This window comes from Pseudomonas sp. MT3 (genome assembly GCF_054720805.1).
Genome location: NZ_JBTVPY010000016.1, coordinates 22,417 through 41,881, shown reverse-complemented (window position 1 = coordinate 41,881; position 19,465 = coordinate 22,417). Strand labels below are relative to the sequence as shown.

Genomic DNA, 19,465 nt, shown 5'->3' with positions numbered 1-19,465 from the left:
GACCATCGCCATGACCGACTACGCCAAGCTGTTCGAAGACGACCGCGCGCACTTCATGCACCCCTCGACCCATGCCCACGACCACGTCAGCGGCGCACTGCCGGGGCGGATCATCACCGGCGCTTCCGGTGTGCGCATCCGCGACCACCAGGGCCGCGAGCTGCTGGATGCCTTCGCCGGCCTGTACTGCGTGAACATCGGCTACGGCCGCACCGAAGTCGCCGACGCCATCCATGCACAGGCTACGCAATTGGCCTACTACCACACCTACGTCGGCCACTCCTCCGAAGCGATCATCGAGCTGTCCGCGCGGATCATCCGCGACTGGGCGCCGGCGGGCATGAAGAAGGTCTACTACGGCCTCTCCGGCTCCGACGCCAACGAGACCCAGGTCAAGCTGGTGCGCTACTACAACAACGTGCTGGGCCGGCCGCAGAAGAAAAAGATCATCTCCCGCCAGCGCGGCTACCACGGCTCGGGCATCGTCACCGGCAGCCTCACCGGGCTGGCCAGCTTCCACCAGCATTTCGACCTGCCGGTGGAGGGTGTGAAGCACACGCTCTGCCCGCACTTCTACAAGGCGCCGGCGGGCATGGACGAGGCCACTTTCGTCCGCCACTGCGCCCAGGAGCTGGAGAACCTGATCCTCGCCGAAGGCCCGGACAGCGTGGCGGCCTTCATTGGTGAGCCGGTGATGGGCACCGGCGGCATCATCGTCCCGCCCAAGGGCTACTGGGAGGCGATCCAGGCGGTGCTGGCCAAGTACGACGTGCTGCTGATCGCCGACGAGGTGGTCTGCGCCTTTGGCCGCGTCGGTGACAAGATGGGCAGCCAGCGCTACGGCATGCGCCCGGACCTGATCACCACCGCCAAGGGCCTGACCAGCGCCTACGCACCGCTGTCGGCGGTGATCGTCGGCGAGAAGGTGTGGGACGTGATCGATAGCGCATCCACCCGGGAAGGCGCGCTGGGCCACGGCTGGACCTACTCCGGCCACCCGATCTGCGCGGCGGCGGCGCTGGCCAACCTGAACATCCTCGAAGGGGAAAACATCACCGCCAATGCGGCGGAGGTCGGCGGCTACCTCAACCAGCAACTGCGCCAGACCTTCGAGGGCCATCCGCTGGTGGGCGAGGTGCGTGGCGACGGCATGCTGGCGGCGCTGGAGTTCATGGCCGACCGCGAGGCGCGTACGCCATTCGATGCGGCGCTGAAGGTCGGCCCGAAGGTCTCGGCGGCCTGCCTGGAACGCGGCATGATCGCTCGCGCCATGCCCCACGGCGACATCCTCGGCTTCGCTCCGCCACTGGTGCTGACCCGCGGCGAAGCGGACGAGATCGTCGGCATCGCCAAGGCGGCGGTGGATGCGGTGGCGGACGAGGTCCTTTAACGCGCGGGCTGCTCTTCTGTAGGAGCGAGCTTGCTCGCGAACATCTCGCGGCAGCTCCGGTGTCATGCGGTTCGCGAGCAAGGACTAGGCGTCCCCCTCGCTCCTACAAGTAATCTCGCACTTCGAAGCAGGCGGATGAAAAAGGGCGCCTATGCGCCCTTTGTCTTGTCCAGCTTGCGCAGGAACACCGTCATTTCCTTCTCCGCCTGCTTGTCCCCATGCGCCTGCGCCGCGGCGATGCCGTCGGTCCAGGCCTGTCGGGCGCCGTCGGGGTTGCCGCTGGCCTGCAGGGCCTTGCCCAGCAGCTTCCAGGCGGCGGAATACTTCGGGTCCTGCTCCACGCAGCGGCGCAGGTGTCCGGCGGCCTTCACGGCGTCGCCGGCATCCAGGTAGCCCTTGCCCAGGCCGAAGCGCAGCAGCGGGTTGTCCACGCCTTTGGCGAGCATCTTTTCCAGGCCTTCGAGCATCGCCTGCCCTCCCTATCTCAGAAGAACGTCAGACCGGCCTGGAACAGCCGCTCGACATCACGGATACGTTTCTTGTCGACCACGAAGAGGATCACGTGGTCGCCGGCTTCGATCACCGTTTCGCCGTGGGCGATCAGCACGTCGTCGTCGCGGATCACCGCGCCGATGGTGGTACCCGGTGGCAGGTGCACGTCGTTGATCTTGCGGCCGATCACCTTGCTCGACTTGGCATCGCCGTGGGCGACCACCTCGATGGCCTCGGCGGCACCCCGGCGCAGCGAGTGCACGCTTTCGATGTCGCCTCGGCGCACGTGGGTCAGCAGGGTACCGATGGTGGCCAGCTGCGGGCTGATGGCGATGTCGATGTCGCCACCCTGCACCAGGTCGACGTAGGCGGGGTTGTTGATCAGCGTCATCACCTTGCGCGCGCCCAGCCGCTTGGCCAGCAGCGAGGACATGATGTTGGCCTCGTCGTCGTTGGTCAGGGCGAGGAACAGGTCGGTGTCGCCGATGTTCTCTTCCATCAGCAGGTCGCGGTCCGAGGCGCTGCCCTGCAGCACGATGGAGCTGTCCAGGCTTTCGGAGAGGTGCCGGCAGCGCGCCGGGTTCATCTCGATGATCTTCACCTGGTAGCGGCTCTCGATGGCTTCCGCCAGGCGCTCGCCAATGTTGCCGCCACCGGCGATGATGATCCGCTTGTAGCTGTCCTCCAGGCGGCGCATCTCGCCCATCACCGCGCGGATGTGGGCCTTGGCGGCGATGAAGAACACCTCGTCGTCGGCCTCGATCACCGTGTCGCCCTGGGGAATGATCGGCCGGTTGCGCCGGTAGATCGCCGCCACGCGGGTTTCGGCGTTGGGCATGTGCTCGCGCAGCTGGCGCAGCTCCTGGCCCACCAGCGGGCCGCCGTAGTAGGCGCGGATGCCGACCAACTGCGCCTTGCCCTCGGCGAAGTCGATCACCTGCAGGGCGCCGGGGTATTCCACCAGGCGCTTGATGTAGTTGGTCACCACCTGTTCGGGGCTGATCAGCACGTCGACCGGGATAGCCTCGTTGTCGAACAGCCCGGCGCGGGTCAGATAGGCCGACTCGCGCACGCGGGCGATCCGCGTCGGGGTGTTGAACAGGGTGTAGGCGACCTGGCAGGCCACCATGTTCACCTCGTCGCTGTTGGTCACCGCCACCAGCATGTCGGCGTCGTCGGCACCGGCCTGGCGCAGCACGGTGGGGAACGAGGCCTTGCCGTGGACGGTGCGGATGTCCAGGCGGTCGTTGAGGTCGCGCAGGCGTTCGCCGTCGGTGTCGACGACCGTGATGTCGTTGGCTTCGCTGGCCAGGTGCTCGGCCAGAGTGCCGCCGACCTGGCCGGCACCGAGGATGATGATCTTCATGGAGCGGCGTGCTTTCCGTTTCGATCCGTTGGGAGTCGGCGCCTGTTACTTGGCCGAAATCTTCATGAGCTTGGCATAGTAGAAGCCGTCATGCCCCCCCTCCCGGGGGAACAGCTGGCGGCCGTGGGGCTGCTTGCTGCCCCAGGGACCGGGCAGGTCCAGCTCGCGAGCGCCGGGGGTGCGACCGAGGAACGCAGCGATCTGCTCGCTGTTCTCCCGAGGCATCACCGAGCAGGTCGCGTAGACCATCACGCCGCCGACTTCGAGGGTCGCCCACAGTGCGTCGAGCAGTTCGCCCTGCAGCTGAGCCAGCGCCTCGATGTCCTCGGCGGTGCGAGTCAGCTTGATGTCCGGGTGGCGGCGGATCACCCCGGTGGCGGAGCACGGCGCGTCCAGCAGGATGCGCTGGAACGCCTTGCCGTCCCACCACTTGGCGGTGTCGCGGGCGTCGGCGGCGAACAGCTGGGCGTCGAGTTGCAGGCGCGCGAGGTTCTCGCGCACGCGCACCAGGCGGCTCTCTTCCAGGTCCACGGCGACCACGCCGGCCAGCGCAGGCTCGGCTTCCATCAGGTGGCAGGTCTTGCCGCCGGGCGCGCAGCAGGCGTCCAGCACGCGCTGGTTGGGTGCCAGTTCCAGCAGGTCGGCGGCCAGTTGCGCGGCCTCGTCCTGCACGCTGACGCGGCCTTCGGCGAAGCCCGGCAGCTCGCGCACATCGCAGGGCTGCAACAGCTGGATGCCGTCGCGGCTGAACTGGCAGGCGGTCGCTTCGAAACCGACGCGGTTCAGCTCTTCCAGGTAGGCATCGCGGCTGCCGTGGCGGCGGTTCACCCGCAGGGTCATCGGCGGGTGGGTGTTGTTGGCGGCGCAGATCGCTTCGAACTGCTCCGGCCAGTTTTTCTTCAGTACCTTCTGCAGCCAGCGCGGGTGCGCCAGGCGCGCGGCCGGGTCCTTGTCGACCTCGGCCAGCAGGGTTTCGCTTTCGCGCTGGGCGCGGCGCAGCACGGCGTTGAGCAGGCCCTTGGCCCAGGGCTTCTTCAGTTTGTCCGCGCAGCCGACGGTTTCGCCGATGGCCGCGTGCGGCGGAATGCGGGTGTAGAGCAGCTGGTACAGGCCGACCAGCAGCAGCGCCTCGACGTCACGGTCGCCGGCTTTGAACGGCTTCTGCAGCAGGCGCGCGGCGAGGGTGGACAGCCGTGGCTGCCAGCGGGCGGCGCCGAAGGCCAGCTCCTGCACCAGGCCACGGTCGCGCGGCTCGACGTTCTCCAGTTGGGTCGGCAGCGAGCTGCCCAGCGAGGCGCGGCCGGCGAGCACGGCGGCCAGCGCGCGGGCCGCCGCGAGGCGGGGATTGGTGCTCATTGACCCTGCCCTTGCTGGCCAAGCACCTGGCCGGCGGCGAACTGCTCGCGGCGGCTGTTGAACAGGTCGGCGAAGGCCAGCGGCTTGCCGCCGGGCAGTTGCAGGCGGGTCAGCAGCAACGCGCCTTCAGCGCAGGCGACCAGCAGACCGTCGCGGCTGGCGTCGAGGATCCTGCCGGGCTCGCCTTTGCCTTGCGCCGGCTTGGCACCGAGCACCTTCAGGGCGGCGTCGCCAAGGGTGGTGTGGCAGACCGGCCACGGCGTGAAGGCGCGGATGCGGCGCTCCAGTTCGGCGGCCGGGCGCGCCCAGTCGATGCGCGCCTCTTCCTTGTTCAGCTTGTGTGCGTAGGTGGCCAGGGCGTCGTCCTGCACCTCGCCCTTGAGCGTGCCGGCGGCAAGACCGGCGATGGCCTCGACCACGGCCTTGGGCCCCAGCTCGGCCAGGCGGTCGTGCAGGCTGCCGCCGGTGTCGTCGGCGGTGATCGGGGTGCTGACCTTGAGCAGCATCGGCCCGGTGTCCAGGCCCGCTTCCATCTGCATCACGGTGACGCCGCTCTCGGCGTCGCCGGCTTCCACCGCGCGCTGGATCGGCGCCGCGCCGCGCCAGCGCGGCAGCAGCGAGGCGTGGCTGTTGATGCAGCCCAGGCGCGGGATATCCAGCACCACCTGCGGCAGGATCAGGCCATAGGCCACCACCACCATCAGGTCCGGCTTGAGCGCGGCCAGTTCGGCCTGGGCAGCCGGATCGCGCAGGGTCGGCGGCTGCAGCACGGCCAGGCCGTTCTCCACGGCGAGCTGCTTGACCGGGCTGGGCATCAGCTTCTGGCCGCGGCCGGCCGGGCGGTCCGGCTGGGTGTAGACGGCCACCAGCTCGTGGGGGCCGTCCAGCAGGGCCTTGAGGTGCTCGGCGGCAAATTCCGGGGTACCGGCGAAGACGATGCGCAGTGCTTGGCTCATATGGGGCTCACAAAAAACAAAAGGCTTGCCGGGGCAAGCCTTTGGGGATTGGGGGTTACGCCTGTTGCCGGTGCTGCTTTTCCAGCTTCTTGCGGATGCGGTCGCGCTTGAGGTTGGACAGGTAGTCGACGAACAGCTTGCCGTTCAGGTGGTCGCACTCGTGCTGGATGCACACCGCGAGCAGGTCCTCGGCGATTTCCTCGAACGGCTTGCCGTCGCGGCCCAGCGCCTTGATGCGCACGCGCAGGGGGCGATCTACATTTTCGTAGAAGCCGGGCACCGACAGACAGCCTTCCTGGTAAGGGCCTTTCTCTTCGGTCAGCTCTTCCAGCTCGGGGTTGATGAATACGCGCGGCTCGGATTTGTCCTCGGACAGGTCCATCACGATGATCTGCTTGTGCACGTTCACCTGGGTGGCGGCCAGACCGATGCCGGGGGCCTCGTACATGGTCTCGAACATGTCGTCGATCAGCTGGCGAACGCTGTCATCGACCTCCGAGACCGGCTTGGCGATCGTGCGCAGGCGCGGATCGGGAAATTCGAGAATGTTCAGAATGGCCATATGCGTTTGTGATGCACTTGTGGAATAAAGTCAAAATCGACTGCTAATATGCTGAGCAGCATCGAAAAACGGCTGGAAAGCGCGGTAGGGGCGGCTTCCAGGCGTTTCATGTGTACACATAATAAAGGGATTCACCGCATGAGGAAAACACTACTCGCCCTGCTGCTGCTGGCCGCAGGCGGGGTGGCTCAGGCTGCCGTGCAGCTCAAGGAAGGCCATCCGGATCGCTACACCGTAGTGAAGGGCGACACCCTCTGGGACATCTCCGGCAAGTTCCTCAGCAAGCCGTGGAAGTGGCCGGAAATCTGGCACGTGAATCCGCAGATTCAGAACCCGCACCTGATCTATCCGGGTGACGTCCTGAGTCTTACGTACATCGACGGCCAGCCACGCCTGGTGCTCAACCGCGGCGAGTCGCGCGGCACCATCAAGCTGTCGCCGCGGGTACGCAGCACCCCGATCGCCGAAGCGATCCCGACCATTCCGCTGGACAAGATCAACGCCTTCCTGCTCTCCAACCGCATCGTCGACAGCGCCGACGACTTCACCAAGGCCCCCTACGTGGTGGCGGGTGACCAGGAGAGTGTGATCAGCGGCGCCGGCGACCGTGCCTATGCCCGCGGCGAGTCGCTGACCGAAGAGAACAGCTACGGCATCTTCCGCCAGGCCAAGGTCTACACCGATCCGGACACCAACGAAGTGCTCGGCATCGACGCGATGGACGTCGGTGGCGCCAACGTCACTGCGAAGGAAGACGACATCGCCACCCTCGCCCTGACCCGCACCACCCAGGAAGTCCGTCCGGGCGACCGCCTGTTCCCCACCGAGGAACGCGCCATCACCTCGACCTTCATGCCCAGCGAGCCGAGCACGCCGGTCAAGGGCACCATCATCGACGTGCCGCGCGGCGTGACGCAGATCGGCAAGTTCGATGTGGTGACCATCGACAAGGGCTCCCGCGACGGCCTGGCCGAAGGCAACGTGCTGGCGATCTACAAGCTGGGCGAAACCGTGCGTGACCGCGTGACCGATGAAATGGTGAAGATCCCGGACGAGCGCTCGGGCCTGGTGATGGTCTTCCGCACCTACAACCGCCTGAGCTACGGCCTGGTGCTGACCGCCAGCCGTTCGCTGGAAGTGAACGACCGGGTGCAGAACCCCTGAGTTCGCCCCGGCGCCTGAAAACCCCGCTTCGGCGGGGTTTTTTATGGGCGTGTTTCGGAACGGTCCGACTGCGGTGGCGCGCCGCGAACGGCACAGTCAGGCGAACCCTTCCCGTTCGCCGCAAAGGACTGCCGCCATGCCCGTCGATGTCTCTCCCGCCGAATCCGAGGCGCGCCTGCGCCTGCACGCGCTGCCCGAACTGGGCCCCCGACGCTTCCGGCGCTTGATGTCGGCGTTCGGTTCCGCCTCCGCCGCCCTGAGCGCGCCCGCCGCTGCCTGGCGCTCGCTGGGCCTGTCGCAGGCGTCGGCCGAGCAGCGCAGGGAAGCCGGCATCCGCGAGCAGGCCGCCGCCGCGCTGCGCTGGCTGGAGGACCCCAGCCATCACCTGCTGGCCTGGGACGACCCCGCCTACCCCGCCCTGCTGGCCGAGCTGGCGGATGCGCCGCCGCTGTTGTTCGTGGCCGGCGCGGTGGCGTTGCTGGAGCGTCCGCAACTGGCCGTGGTGGGCAGCCGCCGTGCCAGCAAGCCGGGGCTCGACACGGCGCGGGCCTTCGCCCGCAGCCTGGCGGGCGGTGGCTTCGTAATTACCAGCGGCCTGGCGCTGGGCATCGACGGCGCCGCCCACGAAGGCGCACTGGAGGCGGCGGGCGGCACCGTGGCGGTACTCGGCACCGGCATCGAGCACCTTTACCCGCGCCGGCACGTCGGGCTGGCGCGGCGCATCGTCGAACAGGGCGGCGCGCTGGTGTCGGAACTGCCCTTGCAGTGCCCGCCCCAGGCGGCGAACTTCCCTCGCCGCAATCGCATCATCAGCGGTCTGTCGCTGGGCGTGCTGGTGGTGGAGGCCAGCCCCTCCAGCGGTTCGCTGATCACCGCGCGGCTGGCCGTCGAGCAGGGCCGCGAGGTCTATGCGATTCCGGGTTCGATCCATCATCCCGGCGCGCGCGGCTGCCATGAACTGATCCGCCAGGGCGCGACGTTGGTGGAATGTGTCGAGCACATCCTCGAAGGCCTGCGCGGCTGGACCCAGGGCGGGGCGCCGCTGCGGACCGTGGCGGAAGGGCCGCCGCATCCGCTGGTCGACCTGCTGCGGGCCGCGCCGCAGAGCAGCGAGCAACTGGCGCTGGGCAGCGGCCTGGAGCTGCCCGAGGTGCTGGCGGCGTTGACCGAACTGGAGCTGGATGGACGGGTGGCCTGCGAGGCCGGCGTCTGGGTGCATCGTGCCCCCTGAGCACGTAAACTGCCGCGCATTCGCAGATCCGAGGAATTCCCGATGTACAGCAACTGGCGTACCCAGCGCGTGGCCCAGGTCGTCCGCGATGGCGGTGTGATCGCTTATCCGACCGAAGCCGTCTGGGGCCTGGGCTGCGACCCGTGGAACGCCGATGCGGTGTACCGCCTGCTGGCGATCAAGGCCCGTCCGGTGGAGAAGGGCCTGATCCTGGTGGCTGCCGACATCCAGCAGTTCGACTTCCTGCTGGAAGACCTTCCGGAAACCTGGCAGGAGAAGCTCTCCGCCAGTTGGCCCGGCCCGAACACCTGGCTGGTGCCGCACCAGGACCGTCTCCCCGAGTGGGTGACAGGCCAGTTCGAGACCGTTGCCCTGCGCGTCACCGACCATCCGCTGGTGCGCGAGCTGTGCCAGTACACCGGCCCGCTGATCTCCACGTCCGCCAACCCGGCCGGCCGCCCGGCCGCCCGCAGCCGCCTGCGCGTGGAGCAGTACTTCCACGATGAACTGGACGGTGTGCTCGGCGGCGCCCTGGGTGGGCGGCGCAATCCGAGCCTGATTCGCGATCTGCGTACCGGCGAGACCGTGCGTCCTTCGTAAGTCCCATAACGCGGTGCAATGCGGTTCGCGAGCAAGCTCGCTCCTACGAAGAGCGGTACCGGTGCACCCTGTAGGAGCGAGCTTGCTCGCGAACGCTTTCCGGATCAGGGCAGCAGGATGGTTGACCCGGTAGTGCGCCGCGCGGCCAGCTCGGCCTGCGCCTTGGCCGCATCGGCCAGGGCAAAGCGCTGGTTGATCTCCACCTTCACCTTGCCGCTGGTGATCATGCCGAACAGATCGTCGGCCATCGCCTGCAGACGCTCCGGCGTGCTGGCGTAGCCGAACAGCGTCGGCCGGGTGACATAGAGCGAGCCCTTCTGCGAGAGGATGCCCAGGTTCACCCCGTCCACCGGGCCGGAGGCGTTGCCGAAGCTCACCACCAGGCCGCGCTGGGCGGTGCAGTCCAGCGAGGTCAGCCAGGTGTCCTTGCCCACCGAGTCGTAGACCACCGGGCACTTCTTGCCGTCGGTGAGTGCGAGCACGCGCTCGACCACGTTTTCGTGGCTGTAGTCGATGGTTTCCCAGGCGCCGTGGGATTTCGCCAGCTCCGCCTTGGCGGCGGAGCTCACGGTGCCGATCAGGTGCGCGCCGATGGCCTTCGCCCACTGGCAGGCGATCAGCCCGACGCCGCCGGCCGCCGCGTGCCAGAGGATGGTCTGGCCCGGCTGCACGTTATAGGTCTGGCGCAGCAGGTACTGCACGGTCAGGCCCTTGAGCATGACCGCGGCGGCCTGCTCGAAGGTGATCGCATCCGGCAGCTTCACCACGCTGGCCGCGGGCAGCGTGTGCTGCTCGCTGTAGGCGCCGAGCGGGCCGGTGGCGTAGCCGACGCGGTCGCCGACCTTCACGTTGGTCACCGCGCTGCCCACTGCTTCTACCTCGCCGGCGCCTTCGGTGCCGACCCCGGAAGGCAGGCTCGGCGCGGGGTACAGGCCGCTGCGGTAATAGGTGTCGATGAAGTTCAGGCCGATGGCGCGGTTGCGCACCCGCACCTCGTTCGGGCCGGGTTCGGCCGGGGTGTAGTCGACGATTTCGAGGACTTCCGGGCCGCCGGTCTTGGCGAATTGAACACGTTTGGCCATGTCGCTCTCCTGATGGCGCGAGGCGCTGCCTCGCCGGGGAAAAGACTTTCATCCAAGCCGCACGCATGACGGGCGTCAAGACCAGCTTTGCCGGCGGCGATGGTATGCTTGCCCCCGTTTTCGTACCTGAACCCCGCTCCGGCCCGCGCCACGCGTGGCTTTCCCGCTCCAAGGTGATTCTCGTGACCGACCGCATCGAGGCCGTGAAGGCCTACCTGCTCGACCTGCAAGACCGCATCTGCGCCGCACTCGAAGCCGAGGACGGCAGCGCCCGTTTCGTCGAGGACGCCTGGCAGCGGCCAGCGGGCGGCGGTGGTCGGACGCGGGTGATCGGTGACGGCGCGCTGATCGAGAAGGGCGGCGTGAACTTCTCCCACGTGTTCGGCGCCGGCCTGCCGCCGAGCGCCAGCGCGCACCGCCCGGAACTGGCCGGGCGCGGCTTCCAGGCGCTGGGCGTGTCGTTGGTGATCCACCCGACCAACCCCCACGTGCCGACCTCACATGCCAACGTGCGCTTCTTCATCGCCGAGAAGGAAGGCGAGGATGCGGTCTGGTGGTTCGGCGGCGGCTTCGACCTGACGCCCTACTACGCCCACGAGGAAGACTGCGTGCTCTGGCACCAGGTCGCCCGCGACGCCTGCGCGCCCTTCGGCGAGGACGTCTACCCGCGCTACAAGGAGTGGTGCGACCGCTACTTCCACATCAAGCACCGCAACGAGCCGCGCGGTGTCGGCGGCCTGTTCTTCGACGACCTGAACCAGTGGGACTTCGACACCAGCTTCGCCTTCCTGCGTGCCATCGGCGATGCCTACATCGACGCCTACCTGCCCATCGTGCGCAAGCGCAAGGACACCCCCTACACCGAGCAGCAGCGCGAGTTCCAGGCCTTCCGTCGCGGCCGCTACGTCGAGTTCAACCTGGTCTACGACCGCGGCACCCTGTTCGGCCTGCAGTCGGGCGGGCGCACCGAGTCGATCCTCATGTCGCTGCCGCCGCAGGTGCGCTGGGGCTACGACTGGAAACCCGAGCCGGGCAGCGAGGAAGCGCGTCTGACCGAGTATTTCCTCACCGATCGGGACTGGCTGGCCCAGGCCTGACGTTCGTTCCCGAGGCGGTTCGCGAGCAAGCTCGCTCCTACAAAAAGCCTGCGAGCCGGGTCGCTCTTCGTAGGAGCGAGCTTGCTCGCGAACCCGCCTGGCACGACGGCAGAAAAACCGGCAAGCTCTCCGCCCTTCCGATCCTCTCGTCCCAGGACTTTCCATGGACCGCTACTGCGTCTTCGGCAACCCCATCGGCCACAGCAAGTCGCCGCAGATCCACCGTCTGTTCGCCGAGCAGACCGGCCAGGCGCTGAGCTATGACGCGCGGTTGGCGCCGCTGGAGGACTTCGCCGGGAATGCCCGCGAGTTCTTCGCCGAGGGGCTGGGTGGCAACGTCACCGTGCCGTTCAAGGAAGAGGCCTATCGCCTGGCCACCGAGCTGAGCGAACGCGCCCGCCGGGCGGGTGCGGTGAATACCCTGAAGAAGCTCGAAGGCGGCGGTCTGCTGGGCGACAACACCGACGGCGCCGGGCTGACCCGCGACCTCACGGTGAACCACGGCGTCGCCCTGCGCGGCGCGCGCATCCTGGTGCTGGGCGCCGGTGGCGCGGTGCGCGGCATCCTCGAACCCTTCCTCGGCCAGCAGCCGGCCTGCATCGTCATCGCCAACCGCACGGCGGCCAAGGCCGAACAGCTGGCGGAAGCCTTCAAGGACCTGGGCCCGGTGAGCGGTGGCGGTTTCGACCTGCGCGCCGAGCCCTTCGACCTGATCGTCAACGGCACCTCGGCTTCCCTGGCTGGCGAGCTGCCGCCCATCGATCCTTCGCTGATCAAGCCGGGGCATACCGTCTGCTACGACATGATGTACGGCAAGGACGTGACGGCCTTCAACCGCTGGGCCGCCGAACAGGGTGCGGCGCGCTGCATCGACGGGCTGGGCATGCTGGTCGAGCAGGCGGCGGAAGCCTTCCTGCTGTGGCGCGGCGTACGCCCGGATTCGGCGCCGGTGCTGGACGAGTTGCGCCGTCAGCTCAAGGGCTGATTTCGCGCAGGCTCTTGTAGGAGCGAGCTTGCTCGCGAACCAACGCCCAACCGCGACGTCACCCGGAGTATCTGTTCGCGAGCAAGCTCGCTCCTACGAAGATCCGTCAGGCTTTGCGCAGGAGGGTGAGCAACGCAGCAATACCCCTCAATCGTGCCTCACTCCTCGACCAGCAACGTCCCACCCTTCCCCATCTGCTTTTCCAGCTCCGCGCGCACCCGTGGCCGGGCGTTGCGCAGCACCAGGCTGCGGCCTTCGCTGGCGAGGCGGCGGGCTTCCTGCTGGAGCATCTGCGCACCGGCGAAATCGATGAAGTTCACGTGGTGGGCGTCCAGCACCAGGCGTTCGCCACGGCTGTGCTGCATCAGTTTCTGCAGGTAGTCGCAGGCGCCGAAGAAGATCGAGCCTTCGATGCGCAACACTGCCTCGTCCTCCTTCTCCCACTGCTGCACGCGCGGCTGCGAGGTGCGCTTGAGGTAGAAGAACAGCGAGGCCAGCACGCCGGCGTAGATGGCGTTCTGCAGCGGCAGCAGCAGGGTGGCGGCGAGGGTCAGCAGCATCACCAGGGATTCCGCGCGGCTGCCTTTCCACAGTGCGCGCAGGGCCGGGCGATCCACCAGGTTCCAGCAGATCAGCAGGATGCCGGCGGCCATCGCCGGCAGCGGGATATGGGTGATCAGGCCGGCGCCGGCCACTGCCAGCAGCGCGACCCACAGCGCCGAGAAGACTCCGGCCAGCGGCGTGCGCGCCCCGGCATCCTGATTCACTCCGGAGCGGGTGAAGGAGCCGGCGGACAGGGTGCCGGACAGCCACGGCCCGATCAGGTTGGACAGCCCCTGCGCGCGCACTTCCTGGTTGGCGTCCAGCGCCTGGTGCGAGCGCGCCGCCAGGGCGCGGGCAATCGACAGGCTGGTGACCAGCCCGAGCATGCCGCAGGCCACGGCGGCGGGGAGCAACTGGGCGAGGGCGGAGAGGTCGAACGACAATGCGCTGAACGGTGGCAGCGCGCTGCGGAAGGCAGCCACCCTGGCCACCTCGGCAAAGGTCGTCGGCATCGCCCAGACCAGCGCGCCGGCGCCGAACAGGCCGACCAGCAATGCCGGACCGCGCGGCCACAGGCGCTTCACGAGCAGACTCAGCACCAGGCTGAACAGTCCCACCAGCAGCGATGGCCCGTGGAACTGCGGCAGCTTCCACCAGAGCGCGGCAGCGCTGGTCAGCGCCGTCCCCTGCCCCGCTGCACTGATGCCGAGCAGGTAGGGCAACTGGCCGATCACGATCACCAGCGCGGCGCCACAGGTGAAGCCGAGCAGCACCGAGTGCGAGACGAAGTTCACCAGCACGCCGAAGCGCAGCATGCCCAGCAGCCACTGGAACAGCCCGGCGAGGAAGGTCAGCAGCAGCGCGTAGTGGATGAACGGCGCGCTGCCCGGCGGCGCCAGCGGGGCGATGGCGGTGAACAGCACCACCGAGATCGCCGCCGTCGGCCCGCCGACCATGTGCTTCGACGAGCCCCACAGGCAGGCGATCAGCACCGGCAGCATCGCCGCGTAGAGCCCGTATTCCGCCGGCAACCCGGCGATCAACGCGTAGGCCATGGACTGCGGCAGGGCGAGCACCGCGCCGGAGAGGCCGACGCCCAGGTCGCGGCGAAGATCGCGGCCGGTGACCTGGGGTAGCCAGGCGAGGAACGGCAGCAGGCGGATCAGGCGCTCCATCGACGGCCTACAGCCTGGCCTTCACGGCGGCCAGCGCGTCGCCGCCGTCGCGGGTCTTCACGCCTTGCAGCCAGGTGTCGAGGCTCTGCGGGTTGGCCTTGATCCAGGCCTTCACCGCGTCGGGGTTCTTCACGTTGTTCTCCAGCACCTCGGCCATGATGGCGTTCTCCATCGGCAGGTCGAAGGACAGGTTGGCCAGCAGCTTGCCGCTGTTCGGGCACTGCTCGGTGTAGCCATTGCGGGTCACGGTGAACACGCTGCCGGTGCTGCCGAAGTACTTCTCGCCGCCGGTGAGGTACTTCATGTCGACCTTCACGTTCATCGGGTGCGGCGTCCAGCCGAGGAACACCACCCAGCGCTCGCGCTTCACCGCGCGGCCGACCTCGGCGAGCATCGCCTGTTCGCTGGACTCCACCAGCTTCCAGTCGCCCAGGCCGAACTCGTCGCCGTCGATCATCTTCTGGATCGACTGGTTGGCCGGCGCGCCGGAGCCGATGCCGTAGACCTTCCTGTTGAACTGCTCGGCGTGCTGGTCGAGGTCGGCGAAGGTCTTCACCCCGGCGTTCCACACGTAGGTCGGCACGGCCAGGGTGAACTCGGTGCCCTGGAGGTTCTTCGCCAGTTGGGTGACCTGTTTGCTGGCGATGAACTGGTCGTAAAAGCCCTGCTGCGCCGGCATCCAGTTGCCGAGGAAGGCATCCACCTGGCCATCGCGCAGGCCGCCGTAGGTGATGGGCACCGAGAGGGTGTCGATCTTCACGGTGTAGCCCAGGCCTTCGAGCAGGAAGGCGGCCACGCCGTTGGTCACGGCGATGTCGGTCCAGCCCGGATCGGCCAGCTTCACCGTACTGCAGGCTTCATCCTCGGCCCATGCCTGCGAGTTGCCCAGCGCGAGCGCGCCGGCCAGCAATAATGCGGCTGCTTCTTGTGTGGTGAAGCGTCGTACGGTGATTAGCTTCTTCATGCTCCCATCCCCTTCGGCGTGTTGTGGTTGTCGTTACGGTTGCGGATAGCGGGCGCGGCGCTCCAGATCGTCGAGGTCGATGTGGTTGCGCATGTACTGCTGGCTGGCGTCGACCAGGGGCTGGTGATCCCAGCTTTTCAGCGTGCCGTGAGCCAGCGCGTCGGCCACCAGTCGGCGGCGGCGCTGGCTGGCCAGTACTTGCCGGGTGATGGCTGGCACATCCCAGCGCGCGCGGGCTTCACCCAGCAGGTCGCGTACCAGGTTGGCGTGGGCCGGCGACGCCATGAGGTTCCGCAGCTCGCGCGGATCGTTGGCGACGTCGAACAGCAGGCACGGGTCCTGCTCGGAGTAGATGAACTTGAAGTCGCCGCGACGGATCATCATCAGCGGGCTGACGGTGCCTTCGGCGGTGTATTCGCCGATCACTTCGTCGTGGCCGCCGACGCCTTGCAGGTGCGGCAGCAGCGAGCGGCCATCGAGATCGACGCCGGGCTCGACCTGCCCGCCGGCCAGCTCGACGAGGGTCGGCAGCAGGTCGACGGTGGACACCGACTGGCTGACCCGATGCGCGGCGAAACGCTTGGGCGCGTGCACCAGCAGCGGCACGCGGGCGGCCATCTCGAACCAGTGCATCTTGTACCAGAGGCCGCGCTCGCCCAGCATGTCGCCGTGGTCGCCGGAGAACACCACCAGCGTGTCATCGGCCAGGCCGCAATCTTCCAGGGTGCGCAGCAGCGCGCCGATCTGCGCGTCGACATAGCTGCACGCGCCGAAGTAGGCGCGGCGGGCGGCGCGCACCTTCTCTTCGGGCATCTCCTGGCCCCACAGGTCGATCACCTTGAGCAGCCGCCGGGAGTGCGGGTCCTGCTCGTCCTGGGCGATCTGTACCGAGGGCAGCGGGATGTCCTCGTCGCGGTACAGGTCCCAGTACTCGCGCGGAATGGTGTAGGGGTCGTGCGGGTGGGTCATGGACACGGTCAGGCAGAACGGCTGCCCGGCGTGTTCGCGCACGTGGTCATAGAGGTACTGGCGCGCCTTGAACACCACTTCCTCGTCGAAATCCAGCTGGTTGGTGCGCACGCACGGGCCGGCCTGCAGCACCGAAGACATGTTGTGGTACCAGCTCGGGCGTACGTCCGGCTCGTCCCAGTTCACCGCCCAGCCGTAGTCGGCGGGGTAGATGTCGCTGGTCAGGCGTTCCTCGTAGCCATGCAGCTGGTCCGGGCCGCAGAAGTGCATCTTGCCCGACAGCGCGGTGCGGTAGCCGAGGCGGCGCAGGTAGTGCGCGTAGGTGGGGACGTCGGCGGCAAAGTCGGCGGCGTTGTCCCAGGCGCCGATCTTCGTCGGCAACTGGCCGCTCACCAGGGTGAAGCGCGAGGGCGCGCAGAGCGGGCTGTTGCAGTAGGCCGAGTCGAAGACCACGCCTTCACCGGCGAGGCGCGAGAGGTGGGGCAGCTTGATTGGCGACTGGGCGTCGTAGAAGGGCAGGAGCGGCGCGGCCATCTGGTCGGCCATGATGAAGAGAATATTCGGGCGCTGGCGCTTCATGGCGTTGGGTTTATCCTGTTGGCGCTGTTATGGGATGCTGTGCGGTACGAGTCTGTTGGCTGCTGAATTAGGGGTAAAGCGCATGGCGCAGCATGCTTCGGATAACGCCTGCTTATGCGAGAGCAAGCCATGAGCGTGCCGCTGGAACTGCTGCGCGTGTTCGAATCCGCTGCCCGGCTGCTCAGCTTCACCGCTGCGGCCGGCGAGCTGGGTACCACCCAGCCGGCGGTCAGCCAGCAGATCAAGCGCCTGGAGAAACTCCTCGCCGTGCGCCTGTTCGACCGCATCCACCGGGGCATCGCGCTCACCGAAAGTGGACAGGTGCTGCAGCAGCACGTTCAGACCGGTTTGGAGAGCATCGACGCCGGCATCGCCGCGGTCACCGCGAAACATCCCCACGAAGTGCTGCAGGTCGCCACCGATTTCGCCTTCGCCGCGTACTGGCTGATGCCGCGCCTGCCGCGCTTCCGCCAGGCGTATCCTGAGCTGGACGTCGGCCTGATCAGCAGCGACCGCAGCCCGATTGCCCTGCGCAGCGACATCGACGTGGCCATCGCCTTCGGCGACGGGCGCTTCAAGCATGGCGAGGCGTTGCGCCTGTTCAGCGAGGAAGTCTTCCCGGTGTGCAGCCCGCGCCTGCTCGAAGGCCGCGAGCTGCCGCTGTCGCCGCAGGCGCTCAGCGAGCTGCCGCTGCTGCACCTCAAGCCGGAGGCCTCCAGCCGCTGGTTCGACTGGGGCGGCGTATACCGCGCGCTGGGTATCGACGGTGCACCGGCACCGGCCGGGTTGCGCTTCGACAACTACACCCTGCTGGTGCAGGCGGCCATCGCCGGGCAGGGCGTGGCCATCGGCTGGCGGCACCTGGTCGACGAACTGCTGGAACAGGGGTTACTGTGCCGGCCCCTCGCCGGATCGCTGCAATCGCGCTTCGGCTATTACGCCGTGCTGCCCGAGCGCAAGCGGCGGATGCGCCTGGTGCAGCGTTTCGTCGACTGGCTGCAGGCGGAACTGGAGCAGGACCGATGACTGATACCGCGATCAAGGACTTCCATGCCCACGTCTATTTCGACGCGAGCAGCATCGAGCGCGCCCGCGCGCTGTGCGAGGAGGCGGCGCGCCGCTTCGGCGCGAAGATGGGCCGCGTCCACGAACGGCCGGTCGGCCCGCACCCGGACTGGAGCTGCCAGTTGGCCTTCGACAACGCCACCTTCGCCACCCTGGTGCCCTGGCTGGCGCTGAACCGCGACGGCCTGGCGATCCTAGTCCACCCCAATACCGGCAACGATCTGCGCGATCACCGCGACTACGCCATGTGGCTGGGCGAAGTGCGGCCGCTGGACCTCTCGCAGTTCACGAGCTGACACTTTTTTGCATTCGATAATAATTCTCGATTCGGTGTATGCTGCCCGCCCTTCGCATCGGCTCGACAGACATTGGCCGGTTTTTCGGGGTATTTCGGCCATCATGCGGCGCTTCGCCTCCTCCTCCCTGCTGCAGAGCTTCCAGGCGCACTACGCGGACCTGATGCGCTTCCTCGCCCGCAGGCTGGGGGACCACCAGCGCGCCGCCGACGTCGCCCAGGACACCTGGCTGCGCCTGGCCGACCACCCCGCCGAAGCCGAGGTGCAGGACCCGCGCGCCTACCTGTTCCGCGTCGCCGGCAACATCGCCATCGACAACCTGCGCCGCGAGGGCCGGCTGGCGGAGCTGCACGTCGACGAAACTGCCGCCAACGACCTGAGCGATCCCGCATCCGGGCTGGAGCACCGCCTGCTCGCCCATGAGGCGCTGGAGCATCTGGACGCCGCCCTCGACCAGTTGCCGGCGAACGCCCGCGAGGCGCTGCTGATGAACCGCCTCGACGGCCTCACCCACGCGCAGATCGCCCTGCGCCTGGGCGTGTCCGAGAGCATGGTGGGCAAGTACATCGTCCAGGCCATGCGCCATTGCCGTGACTGGGCGCAGCGCCAGGAGGGCACGCCATGAGCCGCGTGGACCTTTCGGACGAGGCCATCGAGCGCCTGGTGCAGCTGCATTCGGGCAGCGCCGGCCCCGCCGAGCGCATGGATTTCCTGCGCTGGCGCGGGCAGAGCGCCGAGCACGAACGCGCCGCCTGCGAGGCCGAAGCCCTGTGGGGTGCGCTGCCGGAAACGCGCAGTGCTGAAAGCTATCGCCAGCGCGCGCGGCGTCCCCGTCGCCTGCTGGCGCTGGCGGCGGCTGCGTGCGTTGCCGCTATCGCGGTGACGCTCGCCCTGCCCGAGCCGCTGGCCGGGCTGTATGCCGATTACGCCACCCGCACCGGCGAGCGGCGGATGCTGGAGCTGGCCGACGGCAGCCGCGTGTGGCTCAACAGCGACAGTGCGCTGTCGGTGGACTTCAGCCCGCAGCAGCGGCGCCTGCGCCTGCATGGCGGCGAGGCGTTGTTCGAGGTGGCCAAGGACCCGGCACGGCCGTTCATCGTCGAAGCCAGGGGCGGCGAAGTGCGCGCCGTGGGTACGCGCTTCGATGTCGACAGCCGCGGGCCGCAGGTGCGCGTGGACGTGACCGAGGGCATCGTGCAGGTGAACAGCGCCGGCAGCGAGCCGGTGCGTTTGTCCGCTGGCGAGCGCCTGAGCTATCAAGAGAGCGCCGCGCCCGAGCCGGTGCAGTCGCTGGACCTGTCCAGCGCCAGCGCCTGGCAGCGCGGCAAGCTGATCTTCAACCAGCGCCCGCTGGGCGAAGTCCTCGATGAACTGGAGCGCTACGTCCCCGGCCGCATCGTGCTGACCGACAGCGCGCTGCGCCAGCACAAGGTCAGCGGCGTGTTCGACCTGCAGGATCCCGGCGCTCTGCTCAAGACCCTGGAGCGGTTGCAGCCGGTGACCGTCACCCATATTCCCTGGCTGGTGCTGATTCGCCCCGCGCCAAAGCTGGATAGCTCTTCGTAGGAGCGAGCTTGCTCGCGAACCGCCGCC

19 protein-coding genes are annotated in these 19,465 nt (G+C 68.1%); 10 read left to right on the top strand and 9 right to left on the bottom strand.

All coding sequences use genetic code 11. The features are described from left to right. The first annotated feature begins 10 nt into the window (after positions 1-10). The gene (locus ACYCAX_RS17320) at positions 11-1,390 is read left to right on the top strand and encodes an aminotransferase (RefSeq protein WP_015474826.1); all 1,380 of its coding nucleotides are present in this window, start codon (positions 11-13) and stop codon (positions 1,388-1,390) included. 149 nt (positions 1,391-1,539) lie between these two features. On the opposite strand, the gene ACYCAX_RS17315 is transcribed toward ACYCAX_RS17320, so the two are convergent. From ACYCAX_RS17315 to def, 5 genes are read right to left on the bottom strand one after another with little or no spacing between them, the layout of a single operon-like run. After that, positions 1,540-1,857 carry a tetratricopeptide repeat protein gene (locus ACYCAX_RS17315; protein WP_294978603.1) on the bottom strand — a complete coding sequence of 106 codons (318 nt, stop codon included), beginning with the start codon at positions 1,855-1,857 and terminating at the stop codon, positions 1,540-1,542. Between the two features lie 17 nt (positions 1,858-1,874). After that, positions 1,875-3,248: a Trk system potassium transporter TrkA gene (gene trkA / locus ACYCAX_RS17310; protein ID WP_015474828.1), complete on the bottom strand. Its 1,374-nt coding sequence runs from the start codon at positions 3,246-3,248 to the stop codon at positions 1,875-1,877. A 45-nt stretch (positions 3,249-3,293) separates the two neighbouring features. Beyond that, positions 3,294-4,604 carry a 16S rRNA (cytosine(967)-C(5))-methyltransferase RsmB gene (rsmB, locus tag ACYCAX_RS17305; RefSeq protein ID WP_460248475.1) on the bottom strand — a complete coding sequence of 437 codons (1,311 nt, stop codon included), beginning with the start codon at positions 4,602-4,604 and terminating at the stop codon, positions 3,294-3,296. Then, the gene (fmt, locus tag ACYCAX_RS17300; RefSeq protein ID WP_460248474.1) at positions 4,601-5,560 is read right to left on the bottom strand and encodes a methionyl-tRNA formyltransferase; all 960 of its coding nucleotides are present in this window, start codon (positions 5,558-5,560) and stop codon (positions 4,601-4,603) included. The genes rsmB and fmt overlap by 4 nt, the downstream gene beginning before the upstream one ends. A 55-nt stretch (positions 5,561-5,615) precedes the next feature. Beyond that, positions 5,616-6,122, bottom strand: coding sequence for a peptide deformylase (def, locus tag ACYCAX_RS17295; protein ID WP_015474831.1), 507 nt, complete (start codon positions 6,120-6,122; stop codon positions 5,616-5,618). A gap of 138 nt (positions 6,123-6,260) precedes the next feature. Between def and ACYCAX_RS17290 the strand changes: the two genes are divergently transcribed. The 3 genes from ACYCAX_RS17290 (at position 6,261) to ACYCAX_RS17280 (ending at position 9,117) form a co-directional block, all read left to right on the top strand. Further along, positions 6,261-7,286: a LysM peptidoglycan-binding domain-containing protein gene (locus tag ACYCAX_RS17290; protein ID WP_015474832.1), complete on the top strand. Its 1,026-nt coding sequence runs from the start codon at positions 6,261-6,263 to the stop codon at positions 7,284-7,286. A gap of 136 nt (positions 7,287-7,422) precedes the next feature. Beyond that, positions 7,423-8,517, top strand: coding sequence for a DNA-processing protein DprA (gene dprA, locus ACYCAX_RS17285; protein WP_460248473.1), 1,095 nt, complete (start codon positions 7,423-7,425; stop codon positions 8,515-8,517). 42 nt (positions 8,518-8,559) lie between these two features. Then, positions 8,560-9,117 carry an L-threonylcarbamoyladenylate synthase type 1 TsaC gene (locus tag ACYCAX_RS17280; RefSeq protein ID WP_015474834.1) on the top strand — a complete coding sequence of 186 codons (558 nt, stop codon included), beginning with the start codon at positions 8,560-8,562 and terminating at the stop codon, positions 9,115-9,117. 104 nt (positions 9,118-9,221) lie between these two features. Here the strand turns inward: ACYCAX_RS17280 and ACYCAX_RS17275 are convergent, their stop codons facing one another. Beyond that, a complete protein-coding gene (locus ACYCAX_RS17275; protein WP_460248472.1) occupies positions 9,222-10,199 on the bottom strand; it encodes an NADPH:quinone reductase in 978 nt (325 codons plus the stop codon). A 182-nt stretch (positions 10,200-10,381) separates the two neighbouring features. Between ACYCAX_RS17275 and hemF the strand changes: the two genes are divergently transcribed. Next, positions 10,382-11,296, top strand: coding sequence for an oxygen-dependent coproporphyrinogen oxidase (gene hemF / locus ACYCAX_RS17270; RefSeq protein WP_460248471.1), 915 nt, complete (start codon positions 10,382-10,384; stop codon positions 11,294-11,296). 163 nt (positions 11,297-11,459) lie between these two features. After that, positions 11,460-12,281, top strand: a complete 822-nt coding sequence (gene aroE, locus ACYCAX_RS17265; protein ID WP_460248470.1) for a shikimate dehydrogenase — start codon at positions 11,460-11,462, stop codon at positions 12,279-12,281. 158 nt (positions 12,282-12,439) lie between these two features. On the opposite strand, the gene ACYCAX_RS17260 is transcribed toward aroE, so the two are convergent. The 3 genes from ACYCAX_RS17260 to betC are packed head-to-tail and all read right to left on the bottom strand — an operon-like array spanning position 12,440 to position 16,511. Then, positions 12,440-13,999 (bottom strand): SulP family inorganic anion transporter, encoded by a 1,560-nt coding sequence (locus ACYCAX_RS17260; RefSeq protein ID WP_460248469.1) that lies wholly within the window; start codon positions 13,997-13,999, stop codon positions 12,440-12,442. 7 nt (positions 14,000-14,006) lie between these two features. Beyond that, complete coding sequence (locus ACYCAX_RS17255) at positions 14,007-14,963, bottom strand: choline ABC transporter substrate-binding protein (RefSeq protein WP_460248468.1); 957 nt, start codon at positions 14,961-14,963, stop codon at positions 14,007-14,009. Between the two features lie 33 nt (positions 14,964-14,996). Continuing rightward, positions 14,997-16,511: a choline-sulfatase gene (betC, locus tag ACYCAX_RS17250; RefSeq protein ID WP_460248467.1), complete on the bottom strand. Its 1,515-nt coding sequence runs from the start codon at positions 16,509-16,511 to the stop codon at positions 14,997-14,999. Between the two features lie 129 nt (positions 16,512-16,640). Here betC and ACYCAX_RS17245 point away from each other — a divergent pair, with 129 nt between their 5' ends. The 4 genes from ACYCAX_RS17245 to ACYCAX_RS17230 all read left to right on the top strand — a co-directional run bounded on the left by ACYCAX_RS17245 (position 16,641) and on the right by ACYCAX_RS17230 (position 19,438). Then, a complete protein-coding gene (locus tag ACYCAX_RS17245) occupies positions 16,641-17,537 on the top strand; it encodes a choline sulfate utilization transcriptional regulator (RefSeq protein ID WP_460248466.1) in 897 nt (298 codons plus the stop codon). After that, the gene (locus ACYCAX_RS17240) at positions 17,534-17,872 is read left to right on the top strand and encodes a DOPA 4,5-dioxygenase family protein (RefSeq protein ID WP_294976259.1); all 339 of its coding nucleotides are present in this window, start codon (positions 17,534-17,536) and stop codon (positions 17,870-17,872) included. Before ACYCAX_RS17245 ends, ACYCAX_RS17240 begins: the two co-directional genes overlap by 4 nt. 103 nt (positions 17,873-17,975) lie before the next feature. Continuing rightward, positions 17,976-18,497 (top strand): sigma-70 family RNA polymerase sigma factor, encoded by a 522-nt coding sequence (locus ACYCAX_RS17235; RefSeq protein ID WP_460248465.1) that lies wholly within the window; start codon positions 17,976-17,978, stop codon positions 18,495-18,497. Continuing rightward, positions 18,494-19,438: a FecR family protein gene (locus tag ACYCAX_RS17230; RefSeq protein ID WP_015474844.1), complete on the top strand. Its 945-nt coding sequence runs from the start codon at positions 18,494-18,496 to the stop codon at positions 19,436-19,438. Before ACYCAX_RS17235 ends, ACYCAX_RS17230 begins: the two co-directional genes overlap by 4 nt. Positions 19,439-19,465 lie beyond the last annotated feature (27 nt).